10 protein-coding genes are annotated in these 15343 nt (G+C 38.7%); all 10 read right to left on the reverse strand.

Annotation, left to right across the window (positions count from 1 at the left end):
- Nucleotides 1-664: 664 nt before the first annotated feature.
- The 10 genes from ACUTSW_RS07975 to wzc all read right to left on the reverse strand — a co-directional run bounded on the left by ACUTSW_RS07975 (nt 665) and on the right by wzc (nt 15331).
- Nucleotides 665-2680 (reverse strand): right-handed parallel beta-helix repeat-containing protein, encoded by a 2016-nt coding sequence (locus ACUTSW_RS07975; protein WP_445584099.1) that lies wholly within the window; start codon nt 2678-2680, stop codon nt 665-667.
- Between the two features lie 51 nt (nt 2681-2731).
- On the reverse strand, nt 2732-4165 hold the full coding sequence (gene wbaP / locus ACUTSW_RS07980) for an undecaprenyl-phosphate galactose phosphotransferase WbaP (protein WP_062870294.1): 1434 nt from the start codon (nt 4163-4165) through the stop codon (nt 2732-2734).
- A gap of 220 nt (nt 4166-4385) precedes the next feature.
- Complete coding sequence (locus ACUTSW_RS07985; protein WP_445584100.1) at nt 4386-5477, reverse strand: glycosyltransferase; 1092 nt, start codon at nt 5475-5477, stop codon at nt 4386-4388.
- On the reverse strand, nt 5478-6554 hold the full coding sequence (locus ACUTSW_RS07990) for a glycosyltransferase family 4 protein (RefSeq protein WP_445584101.1): 1077 nt from the start codon (nt 6552-6554) through the stop codon (nt 5478-5480).
- Between the two features lie 36 nt (nt 6555-6590).
- Complete coding sequence (locus ACUTSW_RS07995; RefSeq protein WP_445584102.1) at nt 6591-7361, reverse strand: hypothetical protein; 771 nt, start codon at nt 7359-7361, stop codon at nt 6591-6593.
- A gap of 704 nt (nt 7362-8065) precedes the next feature.
- Nucleotides 8066-9214, reverse strand: coding sequence for a glycosyltransferase family 4 protein (locus ACUTSW_RS08000; protein WP_062870286.1), 1149 nt, complete (start codon nt 9212-9214; stop codon nt 8066-8068).
- Nucleotides 9215-9224: 10 nt separating this feature from the next.
- Nucleotides 9225-10580: an oligosaccharide flippase family protein gene (locus ACUTSW_RS08005; RefSeq protein ID WP_062870285.1), complete on the reverse strand. Its 1356-nt coding sequence runs from the start codon at nt 10578-10580 to the stop codon at nt 9225-9227.
- Complete coding sequence (locus tag ACUTSW_RS08010) at nt 10573-11793, reverse strand: glycosyltransferase (protein ID WP_445584103.1); 1221 nt, start codon at nt 11791-11793, stop codon at nt 10573-10575. The genes ACUTSW_RS08005 and ACUTSW_RS08010 overlap by 8 nt, the downstream gene beginning before the upstream one ends.
- A gap of 1 nt (nt 11794) precedes the next feature.
- Entirely contained in the window at nt 11795-13063 is a 1269-nt protein-coding gene (gene wcaK / locus ACUTSW_RS08015; protein ID WP_445584104.1) for a colanic acid biosynthesis pyruvyl transferase WcaK, read from the reverse strand.
- A 93-nt stretch (nt 13064-13156) separates the two neighbouring features.
- Nucleotides 13157-15331: a tyrosine-protein kinase Wzc gene (gene wzc, locus ACUTSW_RS08020; RefSeq protein ID WP_062870278.1), complete on the reverse strand. Its 2175-nt coding sequence runs from the start codon at nt 15329-15331 to the stop codon at nt 13157-13159.
- Nucleotides 15332-15343 lie beyond the last annotated feature (12 nt).

The following is a 15343-nucleotide window of genomic DNA, read 5'->3' on the forward strand; positions in this document are numbered from 1 at the left end:
ATAACTTTCTTAGATCAAAGAAAGGCTATAAACGAATTATTGTCAAGGTATCGTAAGCAACGTTCGATCAAGAAATAAGATTGCACACCACATTGATTTATATGACTTTATTTTCAACTCGTGACTTACATCTCAAAAATAAATGACATTCCGTTGTAGACCCTCGAAGAGTGATCTTCTTTTAACTAGAACTCTCTAAAAATTTAAACACATATAAAACATATAGTTATGAAAAAAACCAATCAGATCGACCTGAGGATTTTCTTAATAGAATTTATATAGCATACCTATGCTGAAAATTTATTTTTGCTTTATATGAGAATATTTTTATAGCCAGTTAACACACTAGATCACATGAAGAATGTAACCAAAACAGCCTTCCTTAGGAACAATAAACCACATAAAAAAAGTGGTTTATTGTTCCTCTGGGATGAAACAAAGATTAAGCACAAAGTATAGGGATATTGAAATTTGCAGTGGTAGTGATTATCCATGAGGGGAATATTAAGAGGCTAAAGCATTCATTGCTTATGATTAACAGAGGGAGGTATAAGAATGGAGGGAGAGGCCAAGATTGAAGTTCAGTATTTAAAAAAAAAGAATAAAACAGATGCTAATTCAATAACATCTGTTTTTTCCACAATAGAATATTGTTGTGTGAGGCTCAATATCCCCGATTAACCAAAATTGAGAAGATGACACCCTCTGCAGCTAATGGTTTATCTCCTTGATTCTTAATCGTAATATTAACAACATCATCTTCCAGGGCAAAAGCGCTGAGAGCAGATTGTCCAAGAGGGCGAGAAGATGCAATTGAGATTACGACCCATCCAGCTTTAACGCCAGGAACCGAACATTTAACATCAGTGCTTGCTCCCGCTGCCAAGCTTATCTTTTGCGCATTACTGCGTTTGCTGATATTGGCAAATTTTTCAATACTCCAGGTACCTGGTGAACCACTTTCAACACATACCCATTCAGAAGGCATGCCAGCAGCAGGACTACGTTCTATAGCTCTGTCTCCGGCCTTAAATTCGCCTTGAGTTGGCAAACCAAAGAAACATACTTTATTGCCAAACGTTGAAGAGTCAGTATCAATCAGATGGCTCGCAGTCATCATACCGGTGAAAACGTTAGCTGCTGGAGACTGAATTTGGTTATCTTTAATGAGCACGTTACCTGATGGATTAGAGCCCAAGTGAAAAACGGAAAACGTAGAACCTAAGCTAACTTGATTTCCAATAAAAATAAGATTGGATATATTATTAAGGCGGATATGCCCCATACCCGTATTGGCAATTATGTTTCCAACAAAACTTACGGCCCCACTGAGCTTAAAATCAGCAGAACCTTCACCAGCCGACTTCTTTAGACTACTTCCGAAATAGTTAGCATTTACAATACTGTCCGTCGCACTAAGTAAAGTACTACTATCACTAATACGATTAGATGAAATAGTTGCATTAGTAGCTGAAATAGCCGGGTAATCTGCGTTTTTTTGCAACCCGCACTTTTCAACAATGTTTTCAGTAATAATAGTATTCTCTACGCTTATACCATTAGCACTATAGAAAGCGATCCCGGCTTGCCCGGTATTTTTTACCGTGTTGCCAGAAACGATGGTTTTTTTGATCGGATATTTTTGAGGGTTATTATAAACCGCATTATCAACAATAATGCCAAATCGCCTTACTGTATCAACATCATTAGCGAAAACCTTCAGGTTTTGAATATTTGTGAAGGCAATGCCATATGATGTATCACTGATAGAGTTCCCACTGACTAAAAGATTGCTGAAGGTTGTACTTGAACCCGTTTTCTCATCATTCAGTGTAATCCCTCCTCCTAAAGTTCCTTTCAAACCAAAAATGTCGGTTGCTGAAAAAATTCGGTTGCAAATTATCTTCCCGTCGTACGATGGAGAACCGCTGGTTTTCAATAAAATCCCATCGCCGTTGTGTTCATAAATATCATTATTGAAGATAATCCACGAAAAACTGGCTCGGACGGCAATGCCCTCTTCCCCAAGTTTATGTACCAGGCAATTTTCTATCCTAAAATGTGATGAGTCTGATATTGATATTGCATCTGTACGATAACTAATATTTAAATCTGAAAGCACAAAGTTAGAACAACCTTTAATCACTACACCACTGCAAGACTTCCCCCAAAGCCCTGTCGTTTTAGATGAGGTCAGTGTTACATTTGTGAGACTAAAGTCTTGCTGGTTCTCAATTTTAAAAATAACTTGTTCATCATTGTTATTATCAAGAAAAATTGTGCCTCCACCGACTATGTGACAGTTGGAAGGCAACTCAAAATTCCCTTGACTAACTTTATAATAACCACCTAGATTAATTTCTATAATATTATTTGATGAAAGTGACTTGGCCTGCTGAAACATCTGGTTAAAAGCAGGATAGCTATCCTCTTGGTCCAAGTTTTTAGCGGCACTTCTAGCCTGACCCCCATCGCTACTTTCACCTTTATTAACGAACATTTCAGGATTTAACTTTACCGTTTTAGCCCCGTTCCTTTGGGGCATACCTGGGCTTTTTTTATTGAAACTAATAGGGTTAGAAGCAATTGCGCCACTTACATCAGCAGCTGAAGAGGTTCTGACTGCAGCGGCACCTGCTGCCGCAATCAACATGCTTTTGACAAGTTTTCTTCTTTCCATCGTTCTACCACCTATTGTATAGCGATCAGGAATAATTTCAGTAACGAAAAATCAATAAGCGCCATCGCGTTTTAGAACAACAGCGATAGTTTTAAATAGAATGGCAATGTCATTCCAGAGCGCCCAGTTTTTTACATACCATGCATCAAAGTAAACACGTGTGTCATAATCAATATCATTACGACCACTAACTTGCCATAGACCCGTCATGCCAGGTTTTGCCATCAGATAATAATCTACATCTCCAGCATAACGTTCAAGTTCAGCTTCAACCACCGGCCGGGGACCAACCAAACTCATTTCACCAATAAATACGTTCCATAGCTGTGGTAATTCGTCGAGACTGGTTTTACGGATGAAAGCACCAATTTTAGTAATACGAGGATCATTTTTAAGCTTGAAGTCTTTGTCCCACTCTTTTCTTGCTTCAGGATCTCGCTCAAGTAGCTCTCTAAGAACTTCCTGGGAGTTCGTCACCATTGAACGAAACTTAAGACACTTGAATTTTTTCCCGTTATGACCAATTCGCTCATGACCATAGATAGACTTCCCACCATCTCTTGAAACTTTGTACGCGAGAAACAACAAAACAGGCATTAACGCAAGCATTATCAAGAATGAGCCGACAATATCAAACGCTCTCTTGAGTATACGAGATGAGCGTTTAGCAAGATTATTGCTAACACGCAATATCATTACTTCATGGCTAAAAATAAATGACATATCTGTGCCATAAAGCGGCACCCCACGCAGTGTTGGAATGACAGAGACAGACCGGCAATTATGTTTTGCCAGATTTTTTAGCCACCAATCACGCAACGCGTGTTGTTCAAACTCAAGAGCAATAATGAACTGTGTGTTTTCAATATCAGCACATTGCCATAATTCCTTTTCATTATTAATGACAGGAATATTGAAGCTATTTTCATCACAAGGAGCATCGGTGCATACAAATGCTGCAACTTCGAACCCGAGCACTTCTTCACTTTGAAGAGCGGCATAAGCCTCAAAAGCGTTCTTTCCGGATCCAATAATTATTGTATGTTTTTTCCAAAGATTCAGTTTATTAAGTAATTTCTTAGTTAATGTTCGACCAATAGGGACCAAAGCGATAATCAGCACCCAGGAGAACATCCAGACATAACGCGAAAAATTCCATTTTGAGAACGCGACCAATGCCAAATCGAGAATGGCAAAAATAATAAGCGTTCTGATAATCTCCTTCAACTCGAACCAAAATGGCTTTCTATATGTATAGTGACGTAATCTCGTCCAAAACCAGAAAACACAAAGTAGAGAAAGAATAAACTGTGCTAATGCTCTTACTGCAAACTCATCTTTAGGCACAAAATCTTCTAACCCACCAAAAACTTTATAGATAATAAGGTAAGAGAGATAGATAGAGATGTTAAAGAAAAAAACATCGGAAAGAGCCAGAGAGAATTTAGTGACATAATTTGCCATAAACCCATTTACTTTATTCATGATATTCGCCCAAGTCAGACACCAGTGACAAATGAAATACGGAAATATACATTTATTTTTCGATTGCGATTAAAATCACTGAAATGCAAGCTTAATAGCAACAACCTACTAATTAGCAAGTTACATTTCAGTGCATTATTAAAAAATTACAAGCACAAAAAATGTACGTAACACCCATTTTTACAATTATATTTTGGCGGAATTTTTATTTTACATCTCATTAATTACTACCGCTTAACAAGGATGTATATATTCTTTGCGTCTTATCGATCATTTGCTTTGCTGTATACTTTTCCAAAAAGACTTCTCTGGCATTTTTACCCAACTCTTGCCACTTTTCTTTCGAAGTATGCTCGAGGTAACTTGCCAAATCTTTTGAATTTTCAGGTTCAAAAAGTAATCCTGTATAACCGTGCTCAATCATTTCAGGAAACGAGCTGCAATTACTCGCCAATACAGGCAAACCATAACTCATAGCCTCTAAGGCTACCATGGCAAACCCCTCCCATCGACTTGGCATTACCAGAACGTCCGCATAAGTAAAATACGGTGCCAATTCATCACTACGAAGCCAACCGGTATAAATTGTTTGAGGAATTTCCTTCGGGGGAGATTCGCCATGAACAGCGCCGCCAATTGCAGTCAAAACAATAGGCTTACCTTCAAACTTCGTCATTGCATCCAGCAAAATATCGAACCCTTTTTGATAGTCAAATCGACCAACAAAAAGTATGTTTATTACATTTGTCTGAAATGGATTTGGCAAACCAGGTAAAAATGATCTGTCAGGAACGCCATTATGAACCACCCGAAGTTTCTTTGCAGGCAAACCATGCGATACAGCGCTATCTTTCTCATGTTGACTAACGCAGATGATTGCATCTGTGATAGGGGTAAATAGTCGCTCTAACAATGCGTATAGTCTAATTTTATTATTGCTCCCCTGCATCATAAAAGAAAATGCATGCGGACAATAAACAACTTTAGGCCGATAGAATGGCCATAAAATGACTAATGCCAATCGCCCCAAGACACCAGAAAAAGTACTATGAAGGTGAACAAGATCAGGCTTGAATAAAATAACAGTCTTTATAAAAGTAACAAAGAAATTAAAAAATGAAATAATATTTCGCCCAGAACGCAAAAACGTAACGATACATTTATCATTGACAGTTGATAACTCAGCTGATTGGTCAGAGGGAATTATACATTTAACTTTGTTCACATCCTCAGCAATCTGCCCTTCTATAATCTGACGTATTACTGTTGCTACGCCACCTTTAATTGTTTCTGCCGCATGTAAAATTTTCATTTAATCTACTACCTGATCATTTGAAAATGAATCGACTATATCACTGACTTTCTGAGCAGATGCATGCCAAGAAAAACGCTTCAAGTTTAAATTTCCCTTACGGGTCAATTCAGTTCTTAACTCTGAATCAGAAATAATTTCCTTCATCGCATCTGAAATCATAGCAATATTATTTGGATCAAAATAAATGACACTATCCTGTAGCACTTCAGGCATAGAAGCCGCATTCGATGAAATAACAGGGCAACCACACGACTGCGCTTCAAGAGGTGGGATACCAAATCCTTCATAAAATGATGGGAAAACGAATGCTAATGCATTTTGATAGAGGTTTATAAGTTCCTGATCATCAACTCGCCCCATAAACTCTACTTTATCGGAGTGCGAAAGCAGCGCTGAAAAATCTTGTTGAGAAAAACTGACCGCAGTCTTTCCAATGATTTTTAATGAAACATCAAATTCTTTGGAGACCGTTTCGAACGCAGATAACATACCATGGAAGTTTTTATGATAATTCGGTGACGAAACTGCTAGCAAGTAAGCATTTTGGCGATCCGTAGATTTGTGTTCTGCTTTGGCAAAAGCATCATTTACAGCGTTATATATAATAGATATCTTTTCCTTAGGGTACCCAAATACATTATGGATCTCCTCTTTTGAAAATTCACTTACAGTGAGTAAATGCCGGCTACTTTTTAGCATCCGTGGTATCAGTACCCCGTAAACAAACCTAAACTTCCTGGAGAAACTACTAGGGTAACGTTTGTATGTCACATCATGGTGAGTAACGATTTGATTTTGATAAAATGCAGGCGCCGTACTACATAAATTTAATAATAAAGGTGAGCCTTTTTTCTTTAAGGCGTACGGTAATTCAACCTGCTCCCAGTAATGTCCGCTTTTACGGCCAACAACCTCAACATTAAACTCTTTTAAAATAGCCTTATTTAGTATTCCTTCAGGAGCCAAGATAACCACATCATTTCTTATTTTATTTAACTGCCGTGATATTTCTTCAGCAAATCGTTGTACACCTGTCATTTCCTGAGTTAAAAATCGGCCATTTATGTACAGCATAGTTCCCCACTTATAAAGTCAACAAAAATCAAAAAACTAAGCGTTAGCTAAAGAATCCCTTTTAAGCTTCTCTCGCATTAAATAGAAAAGCAGCAGCAGTTTAATAAATGTGACTATTATCATTGGTGTTGGTTGCAGAACCACACTGGTGCTGCTCATAATCCACATAATATTAAAACATATGGCATTATAGAGGATATTTACGGGCAACGAGATATTAATCCGCGCCATATACAACCCTGCAAAAACGGCGAATATCAACGTTATACCAAACCCAACTAACCCACTGTTTTTTATTTGTGTCAAGAAAGGTGTTTGCACGCTTTTACGATAATTTGCAGTACCATTTTCAACATCAATTTCTTTTATTTCCCCTTGATCATCAGTATCAGAAGGAGAGTAATATTTACCACCATAACCAATCCCCAAGACTATTGCCGGGAATTTGCTGCCGGTGTATTCCCAGTAATCACCAAACTGACTTGAACGGGTGTTCATAGCTTTGCTGTTCGAGAGCATCATAACTGCAGATACTGCTGCCACTAAACCAAGCGTTAGCAATGACATTTTCACCACTGCAATTTTTCCGCGAAACGCATTGATGAAAAACTCATATATTACATATATAAAAGCCAACAAAAATATAAATTTATACATATTTGAAAACATGACCAACCCAATCAGGCCGGAGCAAAAATATATCATTTTATGTTTTAAAGGCTTTGTAAACAATAAAGATGTAAGTAACAAGGTATAAATAATGAAATAGGTTGTTGCTTTATCTTGATCAATAATTGTTATTTTCATGCCATATCGCTCCCATACATAATCATGGAAGATAAGGCTGGATATAAATCCGGAGAAAAGATTAAGAACGTCGATTACGCAAAATATCGTAAACAACTTATAAAAATCGAAATCCTTTAGGTTTTCACATGCTTTCTGAAAAAGGAACATCGATACAAAAAAATAAATAACACCTCGACAATAAATAACTTGATCGTTTACCTCTCCTTGCCCTCCACTCTGAATATAGGAGATAAATCCCATTGTAGAGATAAAACCTAATAGCACGCCTTGGAGTGTTATATATTTAGTTATTACCGACGTGCTCTTCATGACTTGGTAATTAAACAAACTTTTGGTCATGACTTTTTTAAGGCAGACGAACGCAAAAATAAAAAGAAAAATGACATCTATGGGAGCAAATGGCCCCGCCACTTTAAAGTGGTAGATTGCGGTCCTTGGAATGGCAATATTGAAATCATGGATTGGTTTTACCATGATATTATAAGATGAATACGAGCAAATTATATAAATAGAAAAAATCAATATAGTATATATATTGAATTTATTTTTCTTTGCCACTCTCAAAATATAAATAAAAGCGGCAATTAAAAAAGCAAAGAAGACTATTGAATCTTCTAATATTAGAACACCCATTTAATACCCCAACTCATATGGATAAGATTGGTTACAGATTTCATAGGGAGTTTTCCATTACTCACAAATTAATTATCAGTCACAGTAGAACTGAGATACGCGGAAAGATATTCCGTTGTTATTCTACGTTGACTAAACATAGCGATATGCTCATCGGTAATTTCATTCGGAATATCAGTCATCACATCTTCCGTTGTTTCTTCTATAAAATAGACATTAGGAAGAAGCTTTCCCAATTCAGTAATCCCACCAACAGCATTGGTCATGACAATTTTCTTTGCGAGAACACACTCCACAATCACCCGTCCAAACGGTTCTCGCCACTTCACCGGTAAAAATGCCACATCAATCTGAGAAAGAAAACTTTCGACGCTCACAAACCCTAACAATTTTACACTACTCTTTTCAGCTAACTCTTTTAACTCAACACCCTCATGGTCATTTGCAAAGCGTCCGGCCGCATAATAAAGTGCATCAGGATTTTTTCTCGCGAAAGCGCAATAGTCATCAAACCCTTTATCTTTTGTTAATCGCCCAATAAAGCCAAAATGAGTAGCATTGAATTTATTAGCTTCATATATAGGTTTATTTACAGCGTTATAAATATAACGCGACTGACTTTTTGAAAAGAAACCATTGTCAACGTGAAACGTTTTAATAAAATCACTGATCCCAACGTAGACATCAACATGTTTACTTGCATGACGTTTCAGGAATGACCAAATTCTAACCGATAGCGCATTTGTGTTTATATTTTCATTTTTGGCATATAGTGTAGAACTTGGATGCAGCAAATAATAATCTCGGGAAGTGTGAATAAGCTTAATACTTCTTTTGCTTACTTCCTTCCATATTGCGACAGAAAACCCACAAACATTATTAGTGTGTACCACATCCGGCTTAAAATCATCGAGCTCTTTAGCAAATAATTTGGCCATCACTGGGTTATAGTTATCAATTATATGCCAAAGTAATTTTTTCAGCGAACTTTGTCTGTTTGCATTAGAATCAAAAGGCCAATACAGATTTTTTAGTGGCAAATAGCAAACATCCACCCCATTGATAGTTGCACTTTTTCTGTTTTTTTCATCATGCAGGGTCACCACCCGAACTGAATGACCTATTTTTACCAACTCTTCCGCCAAAAGCTGAACTGAAACTTCTGCACCGCCAACTTTAAATGGTGAGTATATCGTATTGACTATCAATATTTTCATATTTTTTACTTTAACCAAGCAGTGAAATCATGCCATTGTAAATGACCCGTCCCAACTCAAAATAATCTATTGCAACAATAACTACCAAACAAAACACAGCGGTGTATATCCAAGAACAGAAATACTCCTTGAAGCTAATACCAACCACAGGTTTTATAAAGAGCGGGTAAACAGCAATACTCATGATAACTTGAGCAACAGACAGTGACATCGCAACAAGTGCAATATTCCCCCCCACAAGGAAGAGAGTAACAACAATAACTACAATTATACTTGCCCAAATATTCCACACGAACTCTTTCTTCGTACTCCCATTCGCCTGAGATATCGCGCCAGTGAGACCGCCCATAGGTCTCAACACACCAAGAAGCAGCATATAGGGGATTAGGGTTGCTACTTCCTCATGTCCTGGCCCATACAGTAGTCGAACACCGAGGTAAGCGCCTAAACCTATAGATAAATAAACAGCAGCACTTACATTTACGATCAAAGAGACAGAGCGAAGGAACAGCGCTCTTAACTCTCCGGTAGAATGTTGTTTCTCAGCAAATCGTGGTAGCGTTAATCGGTTTATCACCGGAGTCAGTAGCTTCAGAGGTTGTAGAATTAACTCTTTTGCCAAAGAATAAATTCCTAAAAATTCTGGCCCTAAATATTTCCCGATGATAAAAGCATCAGCTTGAGTTCGTAATTGATTAATTGTTTGTGAACCCAGTTGGTAACTACCATAACCTACAGCAGCCTTAAATGTTTTCTTGCAGAACTGTAATGTCGGATGCCAACTCTTTTCACTAAATAACAACATAAAAATCAAGCGGAACGATGCGTTCAGAAACTGGCCAATAATTACTGCTGCGATGGAGAAGTGCATGACTATTATAAGGAAAATCGTAGCAAGGAATGAAAGGACTTTAGCCAACATTTCCACTTGAGCTAATAAAACTAATTTTTTAGTTTTTACAAAATGTGCTTGATATTGCGACATCGCTCCTAATATAAAAAAATTAACACTCACCAGACACAGCAAGTATCCTAACTCATGAATCTTGTAGAACAATGATAATGGATAGGCCAGGATAATAATTAACCCACCCGTAGCAAGGCCAAAAAATACATTGACCCAAAATATTGTGCTTTGTTCCCTTTTATCTAGTACTTGTCGATGGATAAGGTAGCTGCTCATTCCCATATCCTGCAGCACCATTGCCACCATCAGTACGGCATTGACAATAGCCAATACCCCAAGTTGTTTAGCGTCAAAAGCACGAGCTACGATACCCAATTGAGCCAGTTGTAAAACAGCAGCCAATACGGTGCCAGCCAACAGCCAAACCGCCTGTTTTTTAATTACATTGCTGTTACCCATGCTTAATTAACTCAACTAATTTATCATTCAACACATCTTGATTAAACTTAACCTCAATTACCTCTCTTGCCTGCCTCGTTACTTGTTCAATTGAGTAATTCTCTTGTGAAATATCTTGCAAAATATCAGCTAACTGAGTGTAATTCCTTTCTTCTGCTAACCACCCAGATATTTTGTCTTCAATTAACTCTGGAATCCCACTATGCTTTGTCGATACAACAGGCAATCCATTTGACATTGCCTCCATCAAGGCCACAGGGATACCTTCCATATCTCCATTAGCAGCAGTAACTGAAGGTAGTAAAAAAACATCTGACCGCTCGAGTATTTCCTTTACTTTCTCTTGCGGTTGAAATCCTTCCAACGTGACATAATCATTCAACTCTAACTGTTCAACCAGTAAAGTTAGTTTATCCTCTAATGGCCCGGTGCCAACTATCGAATAATGGTAATTAATACCGCGCAACTTAAGCTCAGCGCATGCCTGTAAAGCATATTCCAAACCTTTTTTCTCGATAAATCGGCATACACTAGTTATTTTAAGAGGGGATCCAACTTTATCTCGCAACTTAAAGGTAAATTGACTAACATTAATCCCCATGCGACTGACGTGAATCTTTTTGTTATCACATCCCATCTCGGCTAATTTCTTACCCCATAGATCACTAATAGGTAATATAAAATCGCCCTTTGCAAAAAGCTCTATATAGTCGTTTTTGTAATCAGATATCGTTTTAGTATGAGAAACGTCTGACCCATGAAAGATAGTAGCCAGTTTACCTTTCAACAAACCAAGATCTCTCAATTTACTTGCAAGCACACCAACAGTTCCGAAATGAGCAATAAACACGTCGGATTCTATTTTATCGGTATTTTTTGAGAGAATATAAGGCAATATCAAATTTAAAGAATGACGGCCAAATTTGAAATAATTCAAACCTTTTATAACCGACATACTCTTTGGGCCAGATAAAATACTCAAGAAACGATTTTTTATTTTTTTAGAACCGCTATTACCCTCAGGCTCCAATAAATACCTAGTCCTTTGAAGCAAATTATACTCTTCAACGACAGCATGTTTTTTACTGAAATCACCTGGCCAAACTGAAACTATTTCTACCTCTATTCCTCTATCTATAAACCCTACAATTTGATGAATAACAAACGTCTCTGAATAATTAGGAAAACGGTCCAAGAAAAATGTTACGGTCACTTTACCCACCTATTCTTTTTATCAATTCCTTCGTGATTTCAATCCCTTTCTCTCGTTCATTCTCAATCGCTGCTGATACATTCCCTTTTAAAACGTCGATGTTTTGCAGCATCGAAATGACATTCTTGGCTAAACTACCATCGATCAAAGACTCAACATTTGCAGATAACTCTGGTAACTTTAATTGTTGCATAATACCCGCAGATTTGTGTTCATAATTAATAGCAACTGCAGGTGTGCCAAAGTTCATAGAAATAATAGCAGAGTGAAGACGAGTACCTATAGTCAACTGGCAATATGAAAGTACCTGGCCCAATTCAACATCATTAAACTCATCCATAACCACATGAAAATATTCAGGATTGTTAACCTTATTGGCAACTTGCTGGGCTACCATACGATCATCTTTGTGATAGCTATCAATGCCTGTACATGTAGATAAACCCAAGACCTGGTAGCCATTTGAAATTAGTTGATTTATCAAATCTGCAAACGCAACTTCATACTGTTCCTGGGTTACACCTAGCCGTTTATCAAACGGTGCCAGCTCACGCATTGTAATCGCCACAGTTGGACGCTGCGAAATAGTTTCTCGCCAATGCTTGATACTATAATTGCTCTCGTCGATCGGCGAATTACTGTCAACCAACCATGCCGTATCAACCCCCTCAATGACTTTTTCAACGGGGATATTGCCTTTTTTCATCAAATCGTAGCTAATAGCTTCCCGGAGCACCAACATCTCCACCTGCGAGAATACCATTCTTGCTATATCGTTAAATACTTCTTGTTCAAAGGGCCCCACACTGTGACCAATCATATAAATCGGTTTTTTTGCCAAGAGTGCGCACAGTGCATGTTCAAATTGATTTATGCCATACAAATCAACAAAGAATGATCCCCCTACCTGAATAATCGCGTCGTACTCTGCAATTTTACTGATATGTTCTTGAAATTCTGCAGGAATTGGAAGATATTTCAGTATTCCTTGTCCTTTGACTTTGGCTGCTAAAACCCGTGGCAGCGTTCTATGAATTAACGCTTTTCTAATCTTACCAATCAATCCTCCCTTACTCTTGAAGTGATAACGATACAGAACGTCATCTTTGACATCGCGACCGAGTAAATAGCTTGAACTCACCGGGTAGCGGCTAATAATATCAATATTTGCCCCAGGCGTATTATGTTCAATAGCTTGAACCAGGCCTCTTAAAATAGCGCCGTCGCCGCGATTACCGCACGTGTGGTTACCCACAAGAAGTAGCTTCATGAGTGGTTCCTGACTAAGAATCTTTAAAGGAAATTAAAAAAGAATTCCAGCCAACACATTAATGCTGACTGGAAAATATGAATCGTAATCTGATTAGGCTTTGTCGGATGAGCGGTACTCATATTGATAGTAGCCATAGCCACCATAATAACTGCTAGCCCTTTTCTCAACGGCGTTCAATATGACACCCTTGATATCGACGCCATTCTGCTCAAAGCGACGTATGCTGACTTCGATTTCTTTTACAGTATTCATACTGAAACGAGCAATCATAAGTGCAGTGCCAACATGATGACCAATAATTGCCGCATCAGTTACCGCAAGGATAGGCGGCGTATCGACCAATACAAGATCGTAGTTTTTACTTGCCCAATCAATCAATTCCTTAAGGCGTGTTCTCATCAATAATTCAGATGGATTAGGTGGAACCTGCCCACGAGGTATAAAATCCATACCTTCAATTTCTGTTTTTCTTATCGAGCCTTCAAACGTAGTTTGTTGCGACAAAATATCGGACAACCCATTTTGCCACCCTAAACCCAGCAACGTATGCGAATAGCCTTTACGCATATCTGCATCAATCACCAGGACGCGTTGGCCAGCCTGGGCTATCACTGCTGCCAAGTTTATACTGACAAAAGTCTTACCGATATTTGGGCTGGCCCCAGAGATCATCAGCACGTTGTTTTTCGATTCAAGCATGGCAAAGTGCAAACTGGTTCGTAAGCTACGAATGGCCTCGATTGCCAAGTCAGCAGGGTTACCAACGGCCAAAAGGCTATTGGAGCGAGTATTTGACTTACGTTTAGTAGTTAGGAGCGTCTCTCTGTCTTTTTTCTGCTGCCATTCGGAAAGCGGAATACTGGCGTATACGTTAATGCCATCCTGTTCCAACTGCTCAGGGGTTTCAATTCCCTTATGCAACATCGTTTTCAGTAACACGATTGCTACCGAAAGCATTCCTCCCAAGAAGGTTGCTAATAAAACGATGAGTGTTTTTCTAGGCTTAACTGGGTTTGGCTGAGTAACTGCCGGATCAATAATTCGCACATTACCTACGGTACTGGCCTTGGTAATGCTCAACTCCTGTTGTTTATTCAACAGTTGCATGTAAATTTCTTTACCAGCATCTACATCACGAGTCAGACGAATAATTTCTTGCTGTGTTTTTGGCATCCCACTAACGCGTTTATTCAGCTTGCCTTTTTCTTGCTCAAGAGTAGCTCGTTTTTCCATTAAGGCACGATAAGCCGGGTGTTCACGAGTATAGAGTTTTGAAATTTCAGCTTCGCGGAAAGTCAATTCGTTCAACTGCGATTCGACGGAAACGATAGTATCCAGCACAGATTTAGCTTCAAGCGATAAATCTACTGAATCGTTTTGTTGCCTAAAACGATTGAGCTTATCTTCAGCGACGTCAAGTGCCCCTCGAACCTCTGGGAGTTGTTCTTTTAAAAAACTCAGGCTCTTGGCTGCTTCTTCAGATTTACGCTCGACGTTTTGCAACAAATAGTTACGAGTGATGCTGTCCAGCGTCTTACGCACCATTGTTGGATTTTCACCAATAAGGCTCAAGGCCAAGACACCGGTATCTTTACCTTTGTCTTGAACCGACAAAGCTTCTAACAGATTATTAATTGTTATTAACTTTGGCTGTTTTACGATTAAAAATTCTGTTCCAGGCTTGGCAACAAGATCACTTATCAACAGTGAAATCCCATTACCACTTGCCAACTCCCCAACTTTCCCTTTCAGAATGTCGGTGCCATCGTTGCTCAAACGATAAGTCTTATCGTCGATAACGGTAAGATCTAAGGGAATGTTCTGCCATGACTCTGGCATATTGAGGCGAGATAAAGCAATTTCACCAGGTACCTCGCCCTTCAAGCGAGCCCAGCCGCGACCGAATACGGGAAAATACTTTTGCTCAACGACCACATCTAAATTTAGATCATCAATCGTTTTACCCGTAACCATTCTTGACTGAATCAGCTCAATCTCTGTCGAAGAACCAGGTTGACTGGAAGGCATCATATCTGACAGGTTGTTCAGTAGAGAATTGCCAACATTCTGCTCTACCTGAACCAATGCGTCTGATTGATATACCGGGGTGGCAAAAAGAGAGTATACAATTCCCACCACGGCAAACAGTGCCGTTACGCCAATAATTAGCCAGCGATGGTCAAGCAGCGTTCCCAACAACCGCCCTAAATCGATCTCGTCATTACTACTGCCTGAGGCAGTATTCATCTTTGTAGTTTCAGTCATTGTAATCTCTGG

Source organism: Serratia sp. TSA_198.1, from assembly GCF_052686505.1.

Excerpts from the sequence above, each read along its gene's own strand:
- ACUTSW_RS07975 (WP_445584099.1), bottom strand. The coding sequence starts at position 2,680 with ATGGAAAGAAGAAAACTTGTCAAAAGCATGTTGATTGCGGCAGCAGGT.
- wbaP (WP_062870294.1), bottom strand. The coding sequence starts at position 4,165 with ATGAATAAAGTAAATGGGTTTATGGCAAATTATGTCACTAAATTCTCT.
- wcaK (WP_445584104.1), bottom strand. The coding sequence starts at position 13,063 with ATGAAGCTACTTCTTGTGGGTAACCACACGTGCGGTAATCGCGGCGAC.
- ACUTSW_RS08000 (WP_062870286.1), bottom strand. The coding sequence starts at position 9,214 with ATGAAAATATTGATAGTCAATACGATATACTCACCATTTAAAGTTGGC.
- wzc (WP_062870278.1), bottom strand. The coding sequence starts at position 15,331 with ATGACTGAAACTACAAAGATGAATACTGCCTCAGGCAGTAGTAATGAC.
- ACUTSW_RS07990 (WP_445584101.1), bottom strand. The coding sequence starts at position 6,554 with ATGCTGTACATAAATGGCCGATTTTTAACTCAGGAAATGACAGGTGTA.
- ACUTSW_RS08005 (WP_062870285.1), bottom strand. The coding sequence starts at position 10,580 with ATGGGTAACAGCAATGTAATTAAAAAACAGGCGGTTTGGCTGTTGGCT.
- ACUTSW_RS07985 (WP_445584100.1), bottom strand. The coding sequence starts at position 5,477 with ATGAAAATTTTACATGCGGCAGAAACAATTAAAGGTGGCGTAGCAACA.
- ACUTSW_RS07995 (WP_445584102.1), bottom strand. The coding sequence starts at position 7,361 with ATGAAAATAACAATTATTGATCAAGATAAAGCAACAACCTATTTCATT.